Annotated in this window: 17 protein-coding genes; 12 read left to right on the top strand and 5 right to left on the bottom strand. The window is 69.5% G+C overall.

All coding sequences use genetic code 11. The annotated features are described in order from the left end of the window. Positions 1–24: 24 nt before the first annotated feature. The 6 genes from GF068_RS15930 (at position 25) to GF068_RS15905 (ending at position 10,114) form a co-directional block, all read left to right on the top strand. The gene (locus GF068_RS15930) at positions 25–237 is read left to right on the top strand and encodes a hypothetical protein (protein WP_153820223.1); all 213 of its coding nucleotides are present in this window, start codon (positions 25–27) and stop codon (positions 235–237) included. A 569-nt stretch (positions 238–806) separates the two neighbouring features. Next, complete coding sequence (locus GF068_RS15925) at positions 807–1,355, top strand: protein N-terminal glutamine amidohydrolase (RefSeq protein WP_153820222.1); 549 nt, start codon at positions 807–809, stop codon at positions 1,353–1,355. 182 nt (positions 1,356–1,537) lie between these two features. After that, positions 1,538–2,602 carry a PAS domain S-box protein gene (locus GF068_RS15920; protein ID WP_170319507.1) on the top strand — a complete coding sequence of 355 codons (1,065 nt, stop codon included), beginning with the start codon at positions 1,538–1,540 and terminating at the stop codon, positions 2,600–2,602. A 44-nt stretch (positions 2,603–2,646) separates the two neighbouring features. Further along, positions 2,647–3,042, top strand: coding sequence for a DUF7793 family protein (locus tag GF068_RS15915; RefSeq protein WP_153820220.1), 396 nt, complete (start codon positions 2,647–2,649; stop codon positions 3,040–3,042). Between the two features lie 160 nt (positions 3,043–3,202). Further along, on the top strand, positions 3,203–8,707 hold the full coding sequence (locus tag GF068_RS15910; protein WP_153820219.1) for an AAA family ATPase: 5,505 nt from the start codon (positions 3,203–3,205) through the stop codon (positions 8,705–8,707). Positions 8,708–8,731: 24 nt separating this feature from the next. Then, entirely contained in the window at positions 8,732–10,114 is a 1,383-nt protein-coding gene (locus tag GF068_RS15905) for a carotenoid oxygenase family protein (protein ID WP_153820218.1), read from the top strand. 87 nt (positions 10,115–10,201) lie between these two features. Here GF068_RS15905 and GF068_RS15900 read toward each other — a convergent pair whose 3' ends face one another. Together GF068_RS15900 and GF068_RS15895 are read right to left on the bottom strand one after the other, a co-directional pair. After that, positions 10,202–11,494 carry a hypothetical protein gene (locus GF068_RS15900; protein ID WP_153820217.1) on the bottom strand — a complete coding sequence of 431 codons (1,293 nt, stop codon included), beginning with the start codon at positions 11,492–11,494 and terminating at the stop codon, positions 10,202–10,204. A 219-nt stretch (positions 11,495–11,713) separates the two neighbouring features. Next, positions 11,714–12,190, bottom strand: a complete 477-nt coding sequence (locus GF068_RS15895; protein WP_153820216.1) for a DUF433 domain-containing protein — start codon at positions 12,188–12,190, stop codon at positions 11,714–11,716. Positions 12,191–12,322: 132 nt separating this feature from the next. Between GF068_RS15895 and zwf the strand changes: the two genes are divergently transcribed. The 3 genes from zwf to GF068_RS15880 are packed head-to-tail and all read left to right on the top strand — an operon-like array spanning position 12,323 to position 16,754. Then, a complete protein-coding gene (gene zwf, locus GF068_RS15890; RefSeq protein WP_153820215.1) occupies positions 12,323–13,912 on the top strand; it encodes a glucose-6-phosphate dehydrogenase in 1,590 nt (529 codons plus the stop codon). After that, positions 13,909–15,702: a 6-phosphogluconolactonase gene (gene pgl / locus GF068_RS43590; RefSeq protein ID WP_170319505.1), complete on the top strand. Its 1,794-nt coding sequence runs from the start codon at positions 13,909–13,911 to the stop codon at positions 15,700–15,702. Before zwf ends, pgl begins: the two co-directional genes overlap by 4 nt. Positions 15,703–15,743: 41 nt before the next feature. Continuing rightward, positions 15,744–16,754 (top strand): glucokinase, encoded by a 1,011-nt coding sequence (locus GF068_RS15880; protein ID WP_240806936.1) that lies wholly within the window; start codon positions 15,744–15,746, stop codon positions 16,752–16,754. On the opposite strand, the gene GF068_RS15875 is transcribed toward GF068_RS15880, so the two are convergent. Continuing rightward, positions 16,751–17,323, bottom strand: a complete 573-nt coding sequence (locus GF068_RS15875; RefSeq protein ID WP_153820214.1) for a GNAT family N-acetyltransferase — start codon at positions 17,321–17,323, stop codon at positions 16,751–16,753. The genes GF068_RS15880 and GF068_RS15875 overlap by 4 nt on opposite strands. 133 nt (positions 17,324–17,456) lie before the next feature. On the opposite strand from GF068_RS15875, the gene GF068_RS15870 reads away from it, so the two are divergent. Continuing rightward, the gene (locus GF068_RS15870; protein WP_170319504.1) at positions 17,457–17,984 is read left to right on the top strand and encodes a sigma-70 family RNA polymerase sigma factor; all 528 of its coding nucleotides are present in this window, start codon (positions 17,457–17,459) and stop codon (positions 17,982–17,984) included. Positions 17,985–17,988: 4 nt separating this feature from the next. On the opposite strand, the gene GF068_RS47030 is transcribed toward GF068_RS15870, so the two are convergent. Continuing rightward, positions 17,989–19,104: an SUMF1/EgtB/PvdO family nonheme iron enzyme gene (locus tag GF068_RS47030; protein WP_170319503.1), complete on the bottom strand. Its 1,116-nt coding sequence runs from the start codon at positions 19,102–19,104 to the stop codon at positions 17,989–17,991. A 162-nt stretch (positions 19,105–19,266) separates the two neighbouring features. On the opposite strand from GF068_RS47030, the gene GF068_RS15860 reads away from it, so the two are divergent. Together GF068_RS15860 and GF068_RS15855 are read left to right on the top strand one after the other, a co-directional pair. After that, positions 19,267–20,694, top strand: coding sequence for a cytochrome ubiquinol oxidase subunit I (locus tag GF068_RS15860; RefSeq protein WP_338046409.1), 1,428 nt, complete (start codon positions 19,267–19,269; stop codon positions 20,692–20,694). Positions 20,695–20,700: 6 nt separating this feature from the next. Continuing rightward, a complete protein-coding gene (locus GF068_RS15855; RefSeq protein WP_153820211.1) occupies positions 20,701–21,780 on the top strand; it encodes a hypothetical protein in 1,080 nt (359 codons plus the stop codon). 7 nt (positions 21,781–21,787) lie between these two features. On the opposite strand, the gene GF068_RS15850 is transcribed toward GF068_RS15855, so the two are convergent. Then, positions 21,788–22,618 (bottom strand): hypothetical protein, encoded by an 831-nt coding sequence (locus GF068_RS15850; protein WP_153820210.1) that lies wholly within the window; start codon positions 22,616–22,618, stop codon positions 21,788–21,790. Positions 22,619–22,637: the final 19 nt, after the last annotated feature.

Genomic DNA, 22,637 nt, shown 5'->3' with positions numbered 1-22,637 from the left:
GGCCGTGGGCACGAGGCGCGCGCCATGGCCCACCCGCGCGCGATGCTCTCGGCGATGAAGGGCCTCGCGACGGCGTCGGGGAACCCGCTCGCCGGGGGCGGCGGCAAGAATGGCCTGCCCGCGGACTTCCTCCTCGACGCGGAGGGGCGCATCCGCGCGCTCCACGACGGCGCCCACGCGGACGATCACTGGGAGGTCGACGACGTCATCACGCATGCGCGCGCGCTCGGGGCGTAGAGCGCACCCACGCGACGCCCCTCACCAACCTCGCTCCCCGCCGCATGCGTCCATGCGAACGGGCCGCGGAAACGTTGTCAAGACCGCTCGCGGGGACGCAAGAAGCCTCCTGGATCCTGCACGACGTGTCTCGAACCGGTGCAAATCGACCCCCACGCCCTGTGGGACCCCTCTTGCACCGACGCAAGACACCTCAAACACTCTGTTGGAGGTGCCTCGAACCGACGCAAGACACCTCAAACACTCTGTTGGAGGTGCCTCGAACCGACGCAAGTCACCTCAAACACGCTGTGGGACCTGCCTCGAACCGGTTCAAGACACTCCCCACACGCCGCGGGACCTGCCTCGAACCGGTGCAAGACGCTCCATGTCCATGTGCTGACCCCTCTTGCGTCGACGCAACACCCTCCCCGCAACCGCGCTCGCTCGATTTGCACACGCGCGCCACCCGCCGCGCGCCGTCGTTACGACCCGCTTGACACGCGCGACCGCGCCCAGGTACGGTCCACCACCTCCGAAGGACGCTTTTGAGACAAGCCCCACCATGGAGGGCCGCGACGGCTGATGAAATGCAGCCCGCCAACACCAAAATGAGCGCCCCGCGCCTCCGGCGTCAGCCCTTTTATTGCGAAGAAAACGTCTGGCACCTCTGCCAGGAGCCCGCGCTCGCGGCGCGGCGGCGCGACGTGGTGTTCGTCTCGAATGCCGAGCGCGCCTGCCCCATGGGGTCGCAGAAGGCCGGTCGGGGCAAACCCGTCGTCTGGGATTATCACGTCGTCCTGCTCGCCTGGGATCCGGCCGAGATCTGGGACGTCGACTGCACCCTCGGCGCGCCCCTGCCCGCGATCGACTGGCTCCGCGCGAGCTTCCACCCCGGCGTCGAGCCGCGCTTCTTGCCCTCGTTCCGCGTCGTCCCGGCCGATCTCTTCGTCGAGACCTTCACCTCGGACCGCTCGCACATGCGCTTGCCGGACGGATCCTTCCGCGCGCCCCCGCCACCTTGGCCTGTGATTGGTGACCCGAACGCCCCGTCGAACCTGATGTCCTTCGTGGACATGGAGCGCCCGTTCCTCGGCGAGGTGCTCTCGCTGCCCGCGTTTGCCGCGCGTTTCAGTTGATCGATGCGCCCGGACGAGGTCGGCTAGCCAAGGGCGCCGGTGTCGGTATATGCTCCCGCGTCGGGCAACTCGGTCCCCAGTAGACACGGATGGGAACAGACGATCGCGACGACGGACGACGAGACTGGCCGCCCCCAAGCGCAGGGCCGCCGAGCGACGCCGGTCTACGCGAGGCCGTGACCATGCTCCGGCGCCTGCGCGCCGGTGACCTCGTCTTCCCGAGCCGCGAGCGGAGCGGCCTCATCGGCGAGATCCTCCGCGAGATCGAGGCCCTCGGCAGCAAGGTCCTCGCGGAGCGCAAGGTCGAGGACGAGCGCATCGCCACGCTGACGAACGTGGTCGTGCAGCTCGCGGCGCTGAACTTCGACGCGCGCGCCAACATCAGCCCGGCGAACGACAAGCTCGACGGCATCGCGGCGGGGCTGAACATGCTGCGCGAGGAGCTGCAGAGCTCCACGGTCTCGAGGACGTACCTCGACAGCGTCTTCGCCTCGATGGCGGACGCGCTCGTCGTGGCCGACGCGAGCGGCGACATCCAGACCGTGAACCGCGCGACGACGGAGCTGCTCGGCTTCACGGACCGCGAGCTGCTCGGCAAGTCGGTGAGCGCGCTCTTCGCGCCCCTCGCGGAGGACCTCGATCCCGCGCGGATCCTCTCCTTGCGCGGGCACGAGCTGCAGTGCGCCACGAAGGCGGGCGCGCTGCTCGAGGTCTCGGTGTCCACCTCGCCGCTCCAGAACGGCAGCACCATCGAGGGTTTCGTGTGCGTGCTGCGGGACATCACGGATCGGAAACGCGCCGACGAAGAGCGCATGCGCCTCGAGGAGGCGATCCGCGCGAAGAACGATCTCATCCGCACGATGAGCACGCCGCTCATCCCGATCACCGACGAGATCGTGGTCATGCCGCTCGTGGGCACGCTGGATCAGGAGCGCGCGGATCAGGTGATCGAGTCGCTCCTGCGAGGGGTCTCGACGATGAAGCCACGCGTCGCGATCCTCGACATCACCGCGGTGCCGGTGGTCGACGCGGAGGTGGCGGGCGCCCTCGTCCGCGCGGCCCACGCGGCGCGGATGCTCGGCGTGGAGGTGGTCCTGACGGGACTACGCGCCGAGGTGGCGAAGACCCTCGTCGACATGGGGCTCGATTTGCCCGGTGTCAGGACGTGCAGCACGCTGAAGAGCGGGATCGCGCTCTCGATGAACCGCAAGGCACAGAAGGCCGAGGCTCCCAGGAGAAGTTCATAATGGTTTCGAGCGACGTTCCGGTCGAGATTGAGACACGAGGGGCCGTGCTGACGTACGATCCCCGCGGGTTCGTCAAAAAGGTGACGAAGGACGGCGCGGAGTACACGTTGCAGGACGCCGAGGAGGATTTCGAGGCGGCCAAGAAGCTCGCGGGTGGTCTGCCGCGCCCCCTGCTCGTGGACGAGCGGGGCCTGCGCGGCGCGGATCACGCGGTCCGCAAGTTCTGGGTGAGCCCCGACGTCCCGGCCGTCTGCAAATGCGTCGCGGTCATCACGGGCAATTCGCCCGTCAGCAACATGATCGGCAACTTCGTGATCACGGTCTCGAAGCCCGCCGTGCCCACGAAGCTCTTCGCCTCCGAGCAGGCCGCCATGCCGTGGATCGAGTGGTTCCTCGACGACGAGCACGACAGCCCCCCGCCGTCGCTCCGGTTCCGCTGAGGAGACGGCAAAGCAGCCGAGGGCCCGCCGCCTCGCGCGGCGCCACCACGCCGCAGCACGCGGGAGGGGCAATGGCCCGTGTGTTGCTATCCCCCACGGAGTGCGCCACGACCACCTCGGGATGGCGCGGTGCGGCGCGGAAACACGCGGGGTTTGACCAGTGCTCGAGATCGCCGGCTATTCTACGGACGAGCTGCTCGTCGACGACGGCCGGACGGTCCTGTACCGGGCACATCGGCGAGACGATGGACGGCCGGTGCTCCTCAAACTCCTCCGCGGCGACCGCCCCACGAATGACGAATACGCCCGGCTGCAGCGCGAATACGAGATTTCCCGCGGCCTGAGCCCCCCGGCGCCCATCCGGGCCTGCGCCCTCGACACGTCGTCCCCGCGCCCCGTGCTCGTGCTGGAGGATGTGGAGGGCGTCCCCCTGGCGCAGCTCCTCGGCGAGCCCATGCCGGTAGGTCGCTTCCTGTCGCTCGCGGCGCAGATAACCTCCGCCCTGTCGGAGCTGCACGCGCAGGACGTCGTGCACCGGAGCCTCAGGCCCGCGTGTGTCTTCGTCCTCCACGACGAGGGCGGCGTGAAGATCGGCGACTTCAGCCGCGCTTTCGTCCTGCGCCACGACGAGGCCCCGCTCGAGGAGGCCCACGGGATCGCGAGCGCCCTGCCCTACACGTCGCCCGAACAGCTCGTGCGCGCCGCCCGCGTCGACGGCCGCGCGGATCTTTATTCGCTGGGCGTCATCTTCTACGAGATGCTCGTCGGGTCGTTGCCATTCTCGGCGCGTGATCCCGTCGAGTGGATCCACTGCCACGTGGCCCAGCGACCGAGCGCCCCCGCGGCCCGGCTCCCCGCGATTCCCTCGATCGTCTCCGACATCGTCCTGAAGCTCCTCGCCAAGGAGCCGGAGGATCGTTATCAGAGCGCCCGGGGGCTCGAGGCCGACCTCCTGCGTTGCCTCGCGCAATGGCGGCAGGCGACGCATATCGAGCCCTTCCCCCTCGGCGAGCAAGACGTCCCGGAGCGCCTGCAGCTCACGAAGCGGCTTTATGGCCGGGACGCGGACCTCGCCGCGCTGCACGAGGCGTTCGAGCGCGTCGCCCGGGATGGCCGGCCCGCGCTCGTCCTCCTCAGCGGCTTCTCCGGGATCGGAAAATCGACGCTCATGGGGGAGCTGCGCTGGTCCGTGATGCAGCGAGATTGCGCCTTCGCCGCAGGAAAATTCGATCTGGTCATGCGCGAGCGGCCGTACGCCATTTTTTCCCAGGCGCTCGCGGAGCTCGTCCAGAAGCTGCTCGGCGCGCCGGAGGAGCACATCGAGGCGTGGCGCGTGCGTATCCTCGACAGCCTCGGCCCGAACGCTCGCCTGATGACCGAATTCGTGCCGCGCCTCTCGCTCATCGTGGGTGAACAGCCGGCCGTACCGGCGTTGCCCCCGACCGAGGCGCAAGGCCGCTTTCGCCGGGTCCTGTGGAAGCTGCTCTCGCTCTTCAGCGCGCCGGAGAAGCCCCTCGTCCTCTTCCTGGACGACCTGCAATGGGTGGACACGGCCAGCCGAGAGCTCATCGAGCACCTCATGCTCCACCCCGACACGCGGCACCTGTTGCTCGTCGGCGCCTATCGCGACAACGAGGTCGACGCGTCCCACCCGCTCGCGGGGATGCTGCGCGCGCTCGCCGAAGCCGACGCCGTGGTGCAGACGATCCACCTCGGCCCGCTCGACGTCCGAGAGCTCGAGACCCTGCTCGTCGACACGCTGCACGCGAGCCGCGCGGCCGTCGCCCCGCTCGCGAGGCTCATCCACGAGAAGACGGCCGGCAATCCCTTCTTCGTCAACCAGTTCCTCACCGCGCTGTATCACGAGGACCTGCTCCGATTCGACGCTTCCGCGCGGGCCTTTCGCTGGGACACGGACCGGATCCACGAGAAGGGATACACGGACAACGTCGCCGATCTGATGGCAGCGAAGCTCATGCGGCTCTCGTCCGCCGCGCGCGAGGTCCTGATGCTCTCGGCCTGCGCCGGTCATCAGGTCGACATGCGCACCCTCGTGGCGATCACGGGCCTCACGGAGGAGGCCCTCCAGCGCCTGCTCTGGGAGCCGCTCGAGGCCGGGCTGCTCGTGCGGCGCGGCGATCTCGTTTCATTCACCCACGACCGGGTGCAACAGGCCGCTTATGCCCTCGTCCCCCCGGAGCGACGGGGCGACATCCACCTGCAAATCGGCCGGCACCTGCTCCGGGAGGCGGGTTCGCCGGAGGAGCACGTATTCGATCTGGCGAACCATTTCAACCTGGGCGCCGAGCGTATCGTCGACCGTCGCGAGCGCGAGACGGCCGCCGAGATCGACCTCGCGGCGGCGCGCAAGGCGCACGGGGCGACGGCTTATGCCGCCGCCGCCGATTATTATGCGGCGGGCATCGCCCTCCTCTCCTCGGACGCCTGGGAGAGCCGCCACGACCTCATGTGGTCGCTCGAGCTCGGCCGCGCGGAGTGCCGCTTCCTCGCCGGGCGCCCGGCGGAGGCCGAGGCGCTGCTCGGCGCGCTGCTCGGCCGCGCGCGCTCGCGCTTCCAGCGCGCCGCCGTCCACCGCGTGCTCACGGACCTGCACATCACGCAGGCTCGGTACGCCGAGGCGGCCCAGAGCGGCCTCGCGAGCCTCGCGCTCTTCGGCCTGCGCCTGCCCGCGCACCCGAGCCCCGCGGCGGTCGACGCCGCCTACGAGGCGGTCCTCGTCGAGCTCGGCGAGCGCCCGATCGAGTCCTTGCTCGACGAGCCGCCGATGGTCGATCCGGACGCGTGCGCGGCCCTCGACGTCATGTCGAGCCTCATCGCCCCGGCTTATTTGACGGACGAGAACCTGCTTTGCCTGCTCGCGTGCCAGATGGCGCTCGTCACCTTGCGAAATGGCATCGCGCCCGCCTCCGCGCACGGTTATGCCTGCTTCGGGATGGTGCTCGGGCCCCGGTTCGGGCGGTATGAAGAGGGCTACCGGTTCGGGCACCTCGCGTGCGAGCTCTCGGAGCGCGAGGAGAACCTCGCCTCGCGGCCGAAGGTCATCAACTATTTCGCCAACCACACGGATCCGTGGACCCACCACGTGCGGCAGGGCATTCGCCTCACCGAGCAGGGCCTCGACGCCGCGCTGCGGCTGGGGAACTTGACCTATACCTGTTACCTGAGCTTTCAGCTCCTCGTGTTTCGGTGGGCCGCGTCCGATCCGCTCGAGGAGATCCTCGCGGACAGCGAGCGCCGGCTCGCCTACGTTCGTAATGCGAAATTCGGATACATGATCGACGGCATCGCGGGCATCCGGCTCGCCATCCGCCGCCTGCACGATCCGCGGGCGCCGGACCTCGATCCGAGCCTCTCCGCGCAGGCCCTGGAAAAGCGCCTCGACGCGCCGTTTCAGGGCGCCATGCGGAGCTTGTATTACATGCTCAAGGCCGAGTCGTTGCTCTTCGCCGGCGACATGGAGGGCGCCTCGATCGCGGCCGCGGTGGCGAAGGCCGACCTCTGGACGGCCCGCAGCCATCTGTTCGTCTCGTCGTATCCATTCGTGCGCGCCGTGAGCCTCGCCGCGAGCGCCGAGGCCGGAGCGCCCGACGCGGTGCTGCGGGAGATCGCCGAACATCGACGGCTGCTCGCGGCGTGGGCCGCGCGGTGCCCCGACAACTTCGCCCACAAGGCGAGCCTCGTCGACGCCGAGCTCGCTCGCCTCGAAGGGCGGCACGAGCAGGCGATGGCCCTGTACGAGCAGGCCGTGAAGGAGGCGCGGCGCCACGGGTTTTTGCAATACGAGGCGCTCGCGAACGAGCTCGCGGGCCGTTATTACCTCGCCCGCGGGTACGTGACCATCGGCTGCGCGTACCTCCACGAGGCCCGGGATGGGCATCGACGCTGGGGGGCGCACGAAAAGGTGCGGCAGCTCGACGCGAGTTTCCCTGCGCTCGACAAGCGCCCCTCCGGCGACGACGCCGACGCCGTCCGCGGGACCGACGTGCAGCTCGATACGCTCACCGTGGTCAAGGCCACGCAGGCCATTTCGCAGGAGATCGTCCTGCCGCGGCTGCTCTCGACCCTGACGCGCCTCGTGATCGAACACGCGGGCGCGCAGCGCGGCACGCTCGTCCTGGCGAAGGGCGAGGGCTCGAGCGTCGTCGCCACGGCGGAGGCGGGGCAAGAGCAGGTGACGCTCGTCACGAGCGCGGAGGAGCGCTCGCTCGAAGCGCTGCCGATGTCGATCTTGCATTATGTACGGCGGACCCGGGACAGGGTGCTGCTCGGCGACGCGTCGGCGCCGAGCCCCTTCGCGACGGACCCCTACATTTTGCGCTTCCGCCCGCGATCGGTCTACTGCGCGCCGATCATCCGCAAGGACACGCTCGTCGGCCTCGCGTACCTCGAGAACAACCTCACCCCCCGCGCCTTCACGCAGGACAAGCTCACCGTCCTCGATTTCCTCTTCTCGCAGGCGGCGATCTCCCTCGAGAATGCGAAGCTCTACGCGGAGCTCGAGCAGGAGAACGCCGAGCGCACGCGGGCCGAGGCGAAGGTCCGCAAGAGCCAGCAGCAGCTCCAGGCCATCATCGACAACACGAGCGCCGTGGTCTTCATCAAGGACCTCGAGGGCCGGTACATCCTGATCAACCGGCCGTTCGAGGAGCTCTGGCAGCGAAGCAAGACCGAGATCCTCGGCAAGACGGACGCACAGGTCTCCGGCGTCCCCCACGAGGTCGATAGCTACCGCCGGAACGACCGCATCGTCCTCGAGTCCGGCAAGGCCATGCAACTCGAGGAAACCGCCTTCCACGACGGCACGCTGCACACCTTCCTCGTGATCAAATTCCCCGTCTACGACGCGACCGGGCAAGCGTATGGCGTCTGCGGAATCGGGACCGACATCACCGAGCGCAAGCGCGGAGAGAATGCCCTGCGCGAGGCCGTCCGGCTGCGCGACGAGTTCCTGTCCGTCGCGTCACACGAGCTCCGGACGCCGCTGACCTCGCTCCAGCTCGCGACCCAGCGATTGCAGCGGCTCGCCGGCAAGGAGACGCTGGCCCCGGAGGCCGTCCGCGAGCTCGCGACCGTCTCGGCGCGGCAGGTCAAGCGGCTCGACCAGCTCGTCGACGCGCTGCTCGACGTCTCGCGCCTCCAGATGGGGGAGCTCTCCTTGCGGTTCGAGCCCGTGGATCTGGCGCTCGTCGCGCGTGACGTCCTCGACGGGCTCGCGGCGGATCTGACGCGGGCGGGGTGTCCGGTGCAGACGAACATCCACGGGCCCGTCGTGGGCTCATGGGACAGGCTACGGCTCGAGCAGGTGCTCACGAACCTGCTGACGAACGCCATGAAATTCGGCGCGGGCAAGCCGATCGAGGTCGCCGTCTCCGAGGACGACGGGCAGGCGACGCTCGTGGTGACCGACCATGGTATCGGCATCGAGCCCGCGGCGCAGGAGCGGATCTTCCGTCGGTTCGAGCGGGCCGTGCCCGTCGAGCATTATGGTGGCCTCGGCCTCGGGCTTTACATCGCCCACCAGATCGTCTCGAGCCACGGCGGCACGATCGAGGTGGAGAGCAGGCCCGGCGACGGCGCGACGTTCACCGTTCGATTGCCGCTCGCGCCGGCGCCCACGCCGACGGCGGGCGGCTTGACAGCCTGACGCGCCGGCGGCAACTGCTCGGTCATGCAAATCGTCACGAGCGCTTACCTCGAGGGGAACTGGGGACCGGTCCACGACGAGCTCGACGTCTCGGATCTGCACGTGGAAGGCGAGCTGCCGAAGGACCTCCGGGGCACGTTCCTGCGCATCGGACCGAACGCGCAGTTCGCGCCGATCGGCCGTTACCATTTCTTCGACGGCGACGGCATGGTACACGCGGTGCGCGTCGAGGACGGGCGCGCGTCGTACCAGAACCGATGGGTGCGCACGAAGGGGTTTCAATACGAGCGCGAGGCGGGCCGCGCGCTCTGGACCGGCTTCGCGGAGCCGCCGAACGTGGCGGATCCGCCGCACGGGATGATGTACAAGAACGTGGCGAACACGGCGCTCGCGCAACACGCGTCGCGGCTCTATGCGACCTGGGAGGGAGACGCGCCGCACGAGATCCGGCTGCCGGGCCTGGAGACGGTGGGGCAGGACGATTTCGGCGGGCGGCTCGATTACCCGTTCACGGCGCACCCGAAGGTGGACGCGGTGACGGGCGAGATGATCTTCTTCGGGTACACGCTCTGGCTGCCGTACATCAAATATGGGGTGATCGGGCCGGATCGAAGGCTCGACCATTACGTCGAGATCCCGCTCGACGTGCCGGTGATGATGCACGACTTCGCGGTCACCGAGCATTTTTCGATTCTCTTGCACCTGCCCTACACGTTCCGGATGGAGCGCATGGAGCGAGGGCAGGTGCCGCTCGCCTTCGAGCCGGATCGGCCGGCGCGGTTCGGGATCATGCCGCGGCGGGGGGATGCCTCGCAGGTGCGCTGGTTCGAGCTGCCTGCGTGCTTCATTTTTCACGTGTGGAATGCGTACGAGGAGGGCTCGCGGGTGGTGCTGCTCGCGAGCCGGTTCGCGGGGACCGACGTGATGGGCGCGTCGCCCGAGGCGACGAAGCTCGATTACGAGGGCGGGCGCGCGTGGCGGTTCACGTTCGACCTCGAGACGGGCGAGGCCAGGGAGGAGCAGCTCGACGACGCGCAGGTGGATTTCACGCGGATCGACGACCGCCTCACGGGCAGGAAGAACCGGTTCGGCACGGCGGCGCATTTCGCGCGGGGCACGGAGATGCCGTTCGTCGACGGGGTGACTCGGTACGATTTCGAGCGCAATCGGAGCGAGAAGCACCTGTTCGGGAAAAACCGATACGGAGGCGAGATGGTGTTCGCGCCACGAGAAGGCGCCACGCGCGAGGACGACGGGTACGTCGTCGGGTTCGTTCACGACGAGGGCACGGGGCAATCGGAGATGATCGTGCTCGACGCGCGGGAGGTCTCGCGTGGGCCCGTCGCGCGCGTGCGGATGCCCCGGCGCGTGCCGTACGGGTTCCACGCGGCGTGGGTGCCTGCGTGAGGACCACCAACGGTTGATGCTCCAACAAAAAACCCCCTCTCCCGGGACGGAAGAGGGGGCTTGGGGGTGAGGGAAGCGGCAGACCGCTCAGTTGGTCTTCGCGCTGGCGGACGCCGTCACGCTGACGCTCGCCTTGACGTTGAGGTCGATCGACGACGTCGCGTTCGCCGTCGCGTCCACGCCGGCCTTGATGCACGCGAGCGCCTTGCCGCCCGCGTCGCCGGCCACGTCGATCATGCCCTTGCCCGTCCGCACGAGGCCCTCGGCGCCGACCTTGATCTTCGCGCCCGAGCCCGCGGAGAGCTTGATGATGGCGGGCATGTTGCGGCTCAGCGCGCCGACGAGCTTCTGCACGTCGGTGTTCACCTTGCCGTTCGCCACGACGCGGACGTTCGGCGGGTCGCACTTCGCCGTCGCGGCCGCGCGGTTCGTGCAGCTCTGCTGGCACTCGACGTCGACCGTGGGGGGCTTGAAGTCACCCGAGCACTTCGGCTCCTTGTACGCGACCGAGCAGCCGCCCGAGCAGGTGCCCGAGCACTTCGCCTGGGCCTTCAGCTCGCACGAGCCCGAGCAGGAGCCCGAGCACGTCCCCGAGCACGTCCCCTCGGCCTTCGCGTCGCACTTGCCCTCGCAGCGGCCGGCGCAGGCGGCGCCCTTCGAGTCCTTGCCGTCGCACTTGCCGTCACACTTGCCGCCGCAGGTGCCCTTGAAGCCGGCCTCGCACGAGCCCGAGCAGGTCGCCTTGCACGAGCCCGTGCACTGCGCGCCCGCCTCGACCGAGCAGGAGCCCTTGCACTGCGCGTCGCACGAGCCGCTCACCTCGCCGCCCGAGCAGCTCGCCTCGAGCTTGCCCGGCTCGATCGGCGAGCCACAGGCGTCCAGGCACTTCGCCATGCCGTCGACGTCCGCGTAACACTTGGGCGGATCGTACTCGAGCGAGATCTTCGCCTCGGCGTTGGCGGCGAGCATCGACTTCACCTTCGCGGCGACCGCCGAGCAGACCTTGTCCGCGCCCTTGCCGCCGCCGACCTCGGCGCGCAGCTCGTCCTCCTTCATGCCGAGGTCCTTGCCGAGCGCGCCGCAGGAGGCGATGAGGCCCTTCTCGAGGTCGACGACGGTCTTGTTCACGTCGTACGAGACCTGGAGGAACGACTTGATCTTGCCCTGGACCTTCGCGTCACCCTTGATCGCGAGCGAGCCGAAATCGCCGCTCTTGAACTCGTCGCAGCCCTTCGCGGCCTCCATGCCCTCCGTCACCGCGTCGGGGACCTCGACGCCGCCGACGCCGGGGAGCTTGCCGCCGCAGTTCGCGAGCAGCGGCGAGGCGATCCCGAGGACCACGACCGGCATGGAGAACAACTTCCAACGATTGACGCTCATCTGAGAAACCCTCCGGCACCCGGGCGGGCGCCTCTCTGTGTGCGGACGCGCTGGGCGCCGAGCCGCGTGTCTCTGCCAAGTGGCAGGTCCCGCAAACGGAGCCCACCAGGCGAAGAGCTGCCCAGACGCCCCGCGTCGATCCCTCCCAGCACGGTCGCCCTTGTGCCCTAGTCTCGCCGGGCTGTAAAGACCGTTGGATCGCCGAGGGACTGCTCGGGCCTAGCGCTTACGTGCAGGTTTTGTCGCGGACGCCGCCGGTTTGGTCGGGGCGGACACCGAAGGCGCAGGCAAAGGTGCAGGCGCGGACACGGACATGCCGGGGAGCATGGGTTGCTTGGGGGGCGGCGTGTTCTCCGCGGCGTCGGGGTCAAAAGGCAGCTCGAGCTGCGCGAGGGGGCGGGCGCCGACGGAGGGGCCGCCTTGCTTCTCGAAGAGCGCCTGCTCGCGGGCGAGGTCGGCGTCGATGAGATCCTGGTTGTCGTACGCGAAGGAGAGCGCGTCGAGGATGCGGGCCGGGCCGAGGTTCGGGTAGCGGCGCAGGAGCGTCTCGACCGAGGCGCCGCCGCGGTGCCAGACCCAGAGGCGCCGAACGGGCACGCGTGATCCTTCGACGTGGGGGCTGCCGGCGAGGATCCTCGCGTCGCAGCGCACGTGCGGATGAGGGACCCGGACGCGCGGGAGGCTTGCGTCTGCCATACGTGGCCGAGAGGGTAGCCAGGGCCGGGCCCGTAGCAAAGATATCAACCAAACGTCGCGCGCCGACGTCGGGGGCGAGGCTCTGGTAGCCTCGCCCGAGGGACGCGGGACGTCCCGCGAGGGGAGATACGCATGTCGTTTTCGGAGGACGTCGCCGCCCTGGAAAACCCGCTCCGCGAGGGCATGCCCGACGAGCGGACCGTGCGGCCGTGCACGGTCGTGATCTTCGGGGCGAGCGGGGATCTGACGCGGCGCAAGCTCCTGCCGGCGATCTACAACCTCGCGCTGAGCCGGCTCTTGCCGGGCGGGTTCGCGGCCGTCGGGGTGGCGCGGCGGCCGAAGCCCGAGTTCGGCCGGGAAATGCGCGAGGCGGTGGCGAAGTTCTCCCGGCGCAGGCCGCTCGACGAGGCGACGTGGTGCGAGCTCGAGAAGGGCCTGGCCTACGTGCAGGGGGACTTCAACGATCCGGCCACGTACGAGCGGCTCGCGGCGGAGCTCGGGCGGCTCGAGGTCGAGCGCGGGATGCGGCAAAACCGGGTGTTTTACCTGGCGGTCGCGCCGACGGAGGTGCCCGCGATCGTGCGCGGGCTCTGCGACGCGAAGCTCATCGAGCCACCCTCGGAAGCGCCGGACGCCTGTTACCAGCGGGTGGTCGTGGAAAAACCGTTCGGCGAGGATCTCGCGAGCGCGCACGCGCTGAACAGGCAGCTCCTCGCTTGCCTCGACGAGCGGCAGATCTACCGGATCGATCACTACCTCGGGAAGGAGACGGTGCAGAACCTGCTCGTCTTCCGGTTCGGCAACACGATCTTCGAGCCGCTCTGGTCGCGGCAACACGTGAGCCACGTGCAGATCACGGTGGCCGAGGAGCTCGGGGTCGAGGGGCGCGGCAAGTTCTACGATCAGACGGGCATCACGCGCGACATCGTGCAGAACCACGCGCTGCAGCTCCTCACGATGGTGACGATGGAGCCGCCGTCGTCGTGGGACGCGGACGCGGTGCGCGACGAGAAGGTGAAGGTGCTGCGCGCACTCCGGCCCATCCGCGGGCGCGAGGTGCTGGAGAAGACGGTGCGCGCGCAGTACGTGGCAGGCGCGGTGCGCGGCGACCGGGTGCCCGGCTATCGCGAGGAGCCCGACGTCGATCCGGACTCGAAGACGGAGACGTACGTGGCGATGTCGCTCCGGATCGACAGCTTCCGCTGGGGCGGCGTGCCGTTTTACCTGCGCTCGGGCAAGCGGCTCGCGAAGCGTTGCGCGGAGGTGGCGCTGCACTTCAAGCCGCTGCCGCACCGGCTCTTCCGCGACGCGCCGGCGGGGCTCGACGGAGGTCCGCCGCCGAGCATCCGGCGCGGCGAGGACGAGCCCAACGTGCTCGTGGTGCGCATCCAGCCGGATGAAGGGATCGCGCTGCGCTTCGCGACGAAGGTGCCGGGCGGCGGGATGGCGATGCGGAACGTGGCGATGGATTTCCGCTACGGGACGGCGTTCGGATCGAGCACGCCGGAGGCCTACGAGCGGCTCTTGCTCGACGCGATGCGCGGGGACGCGACGTTGTTCACGCGCGCCGACGAGGTCGAGGCGCAGTGGGGCTTCATCGATCCGATCCTCACGGGCTGGCGCGAAGAGGACGCGCCCGTCGCGACGTACGAGGCGGGGAGCTGGGGGCCCGCGGAGGCGGATCGGCTGCTCGTGCCGGGCGACAAGTGGAGGAAGCCGTGACGGCGCTCCCGGTCGGCCAGGCGCTCGCGCGGATCGAAGCGGAGCTCGCGTCGTTCTGGTCGTCGCCGGACGAGCAAGCAGGCGCGCCGATGACGAAGGTGCGCTCGTCGACGATGAGCTTCGTGTACGTCGCGGCGCCGTCGGAGCTCGAGCGCGCGCGCGAGACGACCGACGCACTCGTGGACACGCACCCCGGGCGCTCGTTCGTGCTGTCGATCGACGAGGCGCTCGCGCCGCTCGACGTGCGGTACGACGTGCGCGCGGCGTGCCGGCTCGACGGGGGGACGACGCCCATCTGCCAGGACTGGATCGAGCTCTCGTTCGGCGAGACGGCCGGCGAGCGCGCAGGCTCGGTCGTGGCGGCGCTCGCGCTCGCCGAGGTGCCCGTCGTCGTGGAGATCGGCCGCGACGCGCCGTACGAGCTCTGGTCCTCGCTCGTGCCGCGAGCCGATCGGATCATCGTGGACTCGGCGCACACGAGCGCGACGGAGATCGAGGAGATCGGGCAAAAAACCGCGGCTGGCTGCGTGGGGGATCGCGAGTTCGTCCGAACGTACCAGTGGCGCGAGCTCGTGGCGCGGTTCTTCGACGACGCGCCCTCGGCGCTTCTGTCGATCCGCGAGGTCACGGTGGGCCGCACGCCGGGCGGCGTGACGGAGCCCGCGGCGATGTTCCTCGGCTGGCTCGGCTCGCGGCTCGGCTGGACCTTCCCGGAGAAGGCCGACGAGGCGCGGGACCGGCGCGGTGAAGCCGTCCGGATCTCGCTGCGCGACGATCCGCGGGAGGGCCTTCCGCCGGGGCAGATCACGGGCATCTGGATCGAGACGTCGATCGAAGGAGAGCCGCTCTCGCTCGCGTGCGTGCGCGACCAGGACAGCCCGAAGCAGGTCGCGTGGACGCGGCGCGGGGCGCGGGTCTCGTCGCACGAGCACGCGCTCGGGCAGCGGGACGAGGCGTGGGTGCTGGTGAAGGCGATCGACGCGATGGAGGGAGATCGGGTGCTCGAGGCGTCGGTCCTGCTCGCAGCGCAGTGGACCCGGACCGCGAGGAGGACGAGGGTCGCCGAGACGCGCTACCACGTCATCTCGTTCGGGCCCGAGTACGAGGCGAGTTACGTGGACAGTGTTGCCAAGGCCCTGGAAGGGCTGATCAAGGGCGCCGTGTCGAAGCATGGGACAGCGCGGGTGGCGCTCTCCGGAGGATCGACGCCACGTCCGATCCACCGCAGGCTCGCGCAGATGGATCTGCCGCTCGATCGGATCGACTGGTTCTGGGTGGACGAGCGCGCGGTGGATGTGGCCTCGGAGCGATCGAACTACGGGGCCGCGTTCGCGGATCTCGGGCTCGATCGTGCCCCGCCGGAGCGGGTGCACCGGATGGAGGCGGACGATCCGGATCTCGCGGCGGCGGCGGCGCGGTACGAGGCGCGCTTGCGGCGCACGTTCGGCGTCGCGAGCGCGGTCGCGTTCGACGTGCTCACGGTCGGCATCGGCGACGACGGGCACACGGCTTCGCTCTTCCCGGGGATGGGCTCGACGACGATCGACGATCGCCTCGTCGCGGCGATCCCCGCGCAGCCGCACAAGGGCCTCGAAGCGCGGCTCACGCTCACGGCGCCGGTGCTCTGCGAGGCGCTGTTCGTCATGGGCATCGCGCGCGGCAAGCAGAAGAAAAAACCTCTCGAGGCAGCGCTGCGTGATGGGTCGGAAGAGGAGGTGCCGGCGCGCGTGCTGCTCCGGGCGCGGGGCAAGGTCACGTGGTTCCTCCACGACGTGCGGCTGAAGCTGTAACTTGCTTTCCCGCGTCGATGTTCGTACGGGATCGAAAGGTCATGATGAAGAAGCGCGGCGTCTCGGGATCCATCCTCGTCGGCGACATCGGCGGCACGCGCACGCGGCTCTCGCTCTACGACGGCCGCGGCAAGAGGTTGCTGCTCGAAGCGGTGTTGCCGAGCCGCGAGCACGCGACGTTCGAGGAGATCGCGCGGAGCTTCCTGGGCAGCGCCGATCATCCGCCGCCGAAGGTCGCGGTGCTCGGGGTGGCGGGGCCGATCCGGAATCGGGCGGCGACCGTGACGAACCTGCCGTGGAAGCTCGACGAGGTGAAGCTCGCGCGGAGCTTGTCGCTCGGTCGCGTGGTCCTCGTGAACGATCTCGCGGTCGCGGCGCGTGGCTGCTTGCACCTGCCCGCGGACGTCGTGGTGCCGCTCGGCGAGGCGCGGCCGACGTCGAAGGGCCGGAGCGTGGCCGTGATCGCGGCCGGGACGGGGCTCGGCGAGGCGCATCTCGTGTGGGACGGGTCGAGGCACCTCGTGCTGCCGACCGAGGGCGGGCACGTGGATTTCGCGGCGCGTGACGCGCTCGAGGTGGAGCTCTTCCAGTTCCTTTCGAAGCGGTTCCCGGATCACGTGAGCTACGAGCGCGTGCTCTCGGGGGATGGGCTCGGGGCGCTCTACGATTTCTTCGTGGCGCGCGGCGGGCGCGAGACGAAAGCGACGGAGCGGCGGCTCTCGGAGGGGGATCGGAACGCCACGATCGCGGAGCTCGGTTTGTCCGGCGCGTCACGCGCGGCGGCGAAGGCGGTGGACCTCTTCGCCTCGATCTACGGCGCCGAGGCGGGCAACCTCGCGCTGAAGCAGCTCGCGCTCGGGGGCGTGTTCGTGGTGGGCAACATCGCGCGGCACATCGTGCTCGGGCGACGAAAGCAGTTCCTCGACGGGTTCCGCAAGAAGGGGCGCTTCGCGGCGCTCATGGCCGAGATCCCGATCGCCGTGGTGACGGATCCGCTGGTCGGCGTGCGCGGCGCGCTGGCGATGGCGAAGGATCTGATCGAAGCGGTCTAGCGCGGCAGGTCTACCCAATCTTCGGCCGTGATGGCGAAGAGCAAGTGGTCCTGCCACTGGCCGGCGATCTGGAGGTATCGCTCGGCGCGGCCCTCCTGCCGGAAGCCACATTTGCGCGCGACGCCGAGGCTCGCGGCGTTGTGGGGCATGATGGCGGCCTGGACGCGGTGAAGGCCGATCTCGCGGAAAGCGACGTCGAGCGCGAGCCGCACGCCCTCGGTGGTGAGGCCTCGGCCGTGGTGCTCGACGTCGATCCAGTAGCCGAGGTAGGCGTTCTGGAAGATGCCGCGAAAGACCTGGGAGAGGGCGACGCGGCCGATGACGGGGCCGGCCTCGCCGAGGGTCATGCAGAATCGGTAGTGGCGATCGGCGCGTATATCGCGGCGATCCCGCTGAATGCGGGCGCGCGCCAGGGTGACGTCGAATTCGTCGGGGCCGGGGACGGGCACCCAGGGCCGGAGAAACTCGCGGGATCGAGCGCGAATTTCGACGATACGCGGCGCGTCCGAGGCGCGAGGCGCGCGGAGGCAGACGCGCGGGCCCCGGAAGATGGCGCGGAGCGGGAGCATGGGGCCAGGATAACAGAAGCCGCAGCTCAACCATGATTTCCGGGACGATTTCGGCGAGCGATATTGCGAATCCGGCCCTCGCAGAATTCTGAGATTTTTTAAGAAGTCGAGCTCGCCAACAAATTTTGGAGGTGTGACCCGGAACTCTGCCCGCACGCCGCTCGCGCAGGCGCAAGCCGATCTCTACAAGAGCACCGTCCGGCTCCTTCGCAGGCGCCTCCGCCGCCTGGGCGTCTCGCCGGAGGACGCGAGGGAGATCGTCCAGCACGCGTTCGAGATCGCTCTCCCGCGCTGGCACGAGGTGCAGGACGCCTCGGAGGGGCGAAGGCGCGCCTGGATCGAGAGGATCACCTGGCACCTCGGCCAGAACTTCCTCCGCCTGGCGCGGCACGAATACGAGGAGCTCGGGCATCGTGGGCTCGCGCGGGCCCGCGCGCCCGGGTCCGACCTCGACGAACGGGCGAACGCCGCGCGCCTCGTCGACGCGGCCCTCTCCATCATGCTGGACGAGGAGCGCGCCCTGTTCGTCGCCTATTTCCTCGAAGACATGACGCTCGACGAGCTCGCCCAGCACTATGGGGTCAGCCGCGGAAAACTCTTCCACCGGCTCGCGGCGCTCGCGCGCGCGGCGCGGATCCGCATTGGATCGCCCCCGAGGTGACCGCTCACCCGCCGGAGCCCTTCCCCCTCGTGAAGCAGCACCGAAACCCGAGATGGTAATTCACGTGGAACGCCTTCCGGATCGGCTGCACGTGCCAGCGGGGATCGTGCGCGCAGTGGTCCGAGTACACCTCGCGCCGCGGCGGCTCGTCGAGCCTGCGCGCCACGTCGACGTAAAAAAACGCGCTCCCCTTGAGCTGCGAGACCACCTTGTCCTCCTCGGGATCGAACCGCGTCATCGCCTCGGCCACGTTGCCGTGCTGATCGTAGACCCCGAACCGCGAGCGGCACCTCGGGGACGAGCCCGCGGGCTCCGTGTTCGTCGCGCACGTCGCCCAGGTCGTGTCGATCGTCCGCGGATCACAAGGTTTGTCCGACCACTTCGCCGCCGGCTTGTTGGTGTTGCAAATATCGAGGTCGAGCTCGCTCCCGTAGGCGTAGGTGCTCGGCGCGCCTCCCTCGGGGTCACCGCGGCAGGCGAGGACCCACTCGTCCTGCGTGCAGAGGCGCTTGCCCTGGAGCTCGCAGAGCGCCGCCGCGTGGGCCGGCGGCACCCAGACCATGGGCAGCTCGCAGGCGCGGTTCGGGTACTCGAAGACGTCGATGCACGCTCTCGCCTTCGCCGCGTCGCCGCCCGCGTAAATGGGCACCATGTTCTCGTGCCCGCCGCACATCTCGCGCTGCGCCTCCGTCTGCAGGGTGACCCCGCGCAGCCCTTCGAGGCATTGCGCCCGGCCGATCACGTGCCGGGCGAGCGCCGGGTTGCCCTGGTTCGTTTGTCCTGGCCCGTCAGGCCCCACGTAGCGCCGCAAGAACTCGCCCGGATCCCGCTTCCGCCACTTCTTCCCCGGCGCGATCGAGATCAGCGCGAGCAGCCCCTCCTGCGTCGCGTGGTGCAGCGGCCTCTCGCCTGCGACCGCCGCGTCCGGAGCGCCAGCGTCCGCTCGTCGCTCGTGGATCTCGCTGGCTTCCCCTACCCCGCCCTCGGGCAGCGGCGCGGACGGCGCCGCGGCGGACGCGCTCGGGCCTGGCTTCGCGGGCCTCCGCTCCTCGTTCGAGCTCGCCTTGCACCCCGCGAGCGCGAGAGCGAGCACGACCATGACGAACCACCGACCGGGCACGGGCGCGCACGGTAGCAGGTCTCGAGACGAACGGAGGCGCGCCGACGATCCACCGGCCGCCGCGCCACGTCCCGCGGCAACCTGCCGCATCCCGCGGGCCCGACCGCGGCGATTTTGCCATTGAAAAGCGCGCCGGGCACCCCTTACATCCAGGGTGTCAACGTGGATACCTCAACGCTCGGCGTGCCCTACTACCCCACGAACGATTTTGGTCCCCTCATGAAGGGCCTGGTCATCGGGGGACTCGGCATCTTCCACGTCTTTCTGGCGCAGTTCGCCATCGGCGGCGGCGCGCTGATGACGTATTTCGAGTGGCTCTCGGGCAAGGGAAAACTCCCGTCCGCGCGGCGGTTCACGGACGGCTACTTCAAGGTCCTCGTGCTCGTGAGCTTCGTCGTCGGCGCCCTGACCGGCGTCGGGATGTGGTTCACCTCGATCCAGACGAGCCCCCGGACGATCGGGCTCATGGTGGACACGTTCCACTGGGTATGGGCCACGGAGTGGACGTTCTTCGCGCTCGAGGTGATCGCCGGATATTGCTTCTACCGCTACGGCAAGGACCTCGACAGCCGCTCGCGTCTCTTCTTGCTCGGGCTCTACACGACGGCGTCGTGGTTCAGCTTGTTCTGGATCAACGGCATTCTCTCGTGGCAGCTCACGCCGGGCGCCTGGCTCGAGGGCGGCGATCTCTGGGCCGGCTTCTTCAACCCCACGTTCTGGCCGTCGCTCTTCTTCCGCACCGTCGCGGCCATGGCGATCGCGGCCCTCGTCGCGGCGCTCGTGCTCAGCGTCTCACCCACGCTCGAGCAGGACGAGAAAAAAGAGCTCCTGCATCGGGCGGCGCACCTCCTCGCGCCGATGGCGCTCATGCCCCTGCTCGGGGCCTGGTACCTCTTCGCGATGCCGAAGGACAGCCGGAGCTGGGTGCTCGGCGGCAGCCCCGCGATGAGCATGTTCTTCGGGGTCGGCGCGGGCGCGTCGCTGCTCGTCGGACTCTACGCGATCGTCGGCCTGCTCTGGCGCCGCCTCAACGTCAACGGCGCGACCGCGTCGCTGCTCGTGGCGCTCGGGTTCGCGGCGAGCGCGGGCGGCGAGTTCGTCCGCGAGGGCGCGCGCAAGCCCTTCACCGTGCGCGAGACGCTCTACTCGAACGCGATGACGCCCGCGGAGATCGTGACGCTTCGGGAGGAGGGCTCGGTCACGCGCGACCCCTACCCGCTGCGGGACGACCAGGTGTTCCCGAATGATCAGGTGCGCCTCGGGGCGAAGGTGTACCGGTTTCAGTGCAGCGTTTGCCACACGATGGGCGGCGTGAACGGGATCGTGCACCTCGCGGGCACGTGGACGGGCGAGCAGACGCGGCTCAACGTGGCGAAGCTCCAGCACACGAAGCCGTTCATGCCGCCGTTCGCCGGCACGCCGGAGGAGCTCGAGGCGCTCGTGCGGTACATCGAGTGGGAGGCCGCCGAGAGGCCGAGCCCCTTCGAGGTGACGAACGACGCGGCCACGCTCGCGCAGATCAAGCGCTGGCTCGACGAGGCCGGCACGGCGCCCGGGTATACGACGCGCCCTGCCTCGGTGAAAAAGTAGGTCATCATGGACAGCCCCTTCCCCTTCGGATTCCCCGGGCCGACCGCATTTTACCTCGTGACGTTCGTGCTCACGCTCGTCTCGCACGTGGTGTTCATGAACTACGTCCTCGCGGGGACGGGCGTCCTCGTCGTCCGGAGGATCCGCGGGAAAACCGAGGCGAACGACGCGATCGTGGACCTGCTCCGCGACTGGCTCCCGTTCGCGCTCTCGGCCGCGATCACGGCGGGGATCGCGCCGCTGCTCTTCATCCAGATCCTCTACAAAAAATCGTTTTACACGGCGAACCTGCTGCTCTTCCACCGCTGGATGCTCATCCTGCCGGCGCTGATCGTCGGGTTTTACCTGCTCTATGCGCAGAAGACGGCGTTCGTGAAGGAGCGCCCGCGCCTCGGGGTGCTCGTGCCGATGGGGGCGCTCGCGTGTTTCCTGTTCACGGCGCTCTCGTGGACGGAGAACTACCTGCTCGCGCGGAGCGAGGCGGCGTGGGCGCCGATGTACGCGTCGAAGGCGATGATCTACGAGAACGGCGAGATCCTGCCGCGGATGCTCCTCTGGACGCTCGGCGCGCTCCCGACGCTCTCGGTGTTGCTCGGTTGGCAATTGCACCGGCGCGAGCGGGCCGGGAAGCTCGCGGACGCGGCGTCGTTCCGGAGCGTCGCGTGGATCGGGCTCGGGGGGCTCGTCGTCGCCGGCGCGTGCGCGGCGGGATACGCGACGCTCGTGGGGCCCGAGGCGAGGGCGCACGCGATCGGGCCCATGGCGAGGCCGTGGCTCGTCGCGGCGGCGATCGGCGTCGTCGTGGAAGCGGCGGGGTTTCTGGGGTTGCTCCGGGCCGAGGCGGGGCGCGGGAGAGCTCTGGCCGTCGCGTCGGCGGGGCTCTTCTTGGTGATCCTCGGGACGACGGTCGTGCGCGAGGTCCTGCGCATCACGGCCGTCGATTTCGTGGCCCTTTATGCAGAGCACGCGCGGGCCGCCGAGGTCTCGGGGCGGTGGCTCTTCCTCGGGTTTTTCCTGGTGAATGCGATGCTCGCCGCGTGGGCGATCCGGACGGCGCTCACGCGGGCAACGAGGGCGGCTGGCTGAATCAGGATCAGCTCCCCCGCGCCGCCGCCGCGATCTCCTCGTACGACGCCCGGAGCTGCTGGGCGAGCTTCTCGGGCAACACGTGGGCGCGCCGGAGCGCCTCCTCGCTGAACGGGAGCGCCGAGACCGGCGCGCCGCCGTCCGAATAGAGGTTCGCCAGGAGGTCGAGCAGCCAGGGCTCGCCCGGCAGGATGGAGAGGCCGAGCAGCGTGATCCGCGCGGCGAGCTCGTATTCGCCCGCCATCGCGTGTTTCGACGCCGTCATCGAGAAGAGGCCCACGAACTTCTGGATGTGCGAGGAGGGCATGACGTGGCCGATGAGCTCGAGGCCCGCCTTGTACGTCCGCTCCATGAGCTCGCCCTGATCGGCGCCGCGCGCCGCCTGCTCCGCGGCCGTGATGAATGCGGCCCCGACGCGCCTCGCCACCTCGTCCGGCAAGAGCTCGGGCGCGCCGCCCCTCGCCGCGATGATCGCCTTTTCGTAATCGACGAGCGCGCCCGCCATGGCCCCGCGGCTGCCGCCCGCCGCGAGGGCCAGGTATTTCTTTTCGGTCTCGGGGTCGTCGAGGACGAACTCGCGCTCGTCGACGTCGAGCCGCCGGACGAGCGTCTCGCCGGGGTAGAGCACGAGATCGAGGACGATGGGCTCGTCCTCGTGGTGCGTGACGACGTGGTGGCGGCCGGCGTTCACGTTGCAGAAGCCCCGCGTGCCCTGGGCGGTGAGGCGGCGAAAATCGCCGCGCATGCCGTCGATGCCGCAATCACTCCAGAGGTTGTCCCGGAGGACGAGGCAGCCGCCTACGCGGGCTCTCTGAAGGTCGTCGAGCGCGTGAGTCATGGGCCCACGCTAGCACGGG

This window comes from Polyangium spumosum, assembly GCF_009649845.1.
GTDB classification, from domain to species: Bacteria; Myxococcota_A; Polyangia; order Polyangiales; family Polyangiaceae; genus Polyangium; species Polyangium spumosum.
Note: the sequence above shows the minus strand (reverse complement) of the source record. Positions and strands in the feature narration are given on the sequence as shown.

Coding starts and splice junctions, on each gene's coding strand:
- GF068_RS15875 (WP_153820214.1), bottom strand. CDS start 17,323: ATGCTCCCGCTCCGCGCCATCTTCCGGGGCCCGCGCGTCTGCCTCCGC.
- GF068_RS15930 (WP_153820223.1), top strand. CDS start 25: ATGGCCCACCCGCGCGCGATGCTCTCGGCGATGAAGGGCCTCGCGACG.
- zwf (WP_153820215.1), top strand. CDS start 12,323: ATGTCGTTTTCGGAGGACGTCGCCGCCCTGGAAAACCCGCTCCGCGAG.
- GF068_RS15880 (WP_240806936.1), top strand. CDS start 15,744: ATGATGAAGAAGCGCGGCGTCTCGGGATCCATCCTCGTCGGCGACATC.
- GF068_RS15895 (WP_153820216.1), bottom strand. CDS start 12,190: ATGGCAGACGCAAGCCTCCCGCGCGTCCGGGTCCCTCATCCGCACGTG.
- GF068_RS15850 (WP_153820210.1), bottom strand. CDS start 22,618: ATGACTCACGCGCTCGACGACCTTCAGAGAGCCCGCGTAGGCGGCTGC.
- GF068_RS15920 (WP_170319507.1), top strand. CDS start 1,538: ATGCTCCGGCGCCTGCGCGCCGGTGACCTCGTCTTCCCGAGCCGCGAG.
- GF068_RS15905 (WP_153820218.1), top strand. CDS start 8,732: ATGCAAATCGTCACGAGCGCTTACCTCGAGGGGAACTGGGGACCGGTC.
- GF068_RS15925 (WP_153820222.1), top strand. CDS start 807: ATGCAGCCCGCCAACACCAAAATGAGCGCCCCGCGCCTCCGGCGTCAG.
- GF068_RS15855 (WP_153820211.1), top strand. CDS start 20,701: ATGGACAGCCCCTTCCCCTTCGGATTCCCCGGGCCGACCGCATTTTAC.
- GF068_RS15900 (WP_153820217.1), bottom strand. CDS start 11,494: ATGAGCGTCAATCGTTGGAAGTTGTTCTCCATGCCGGTCGTGGTCCTC.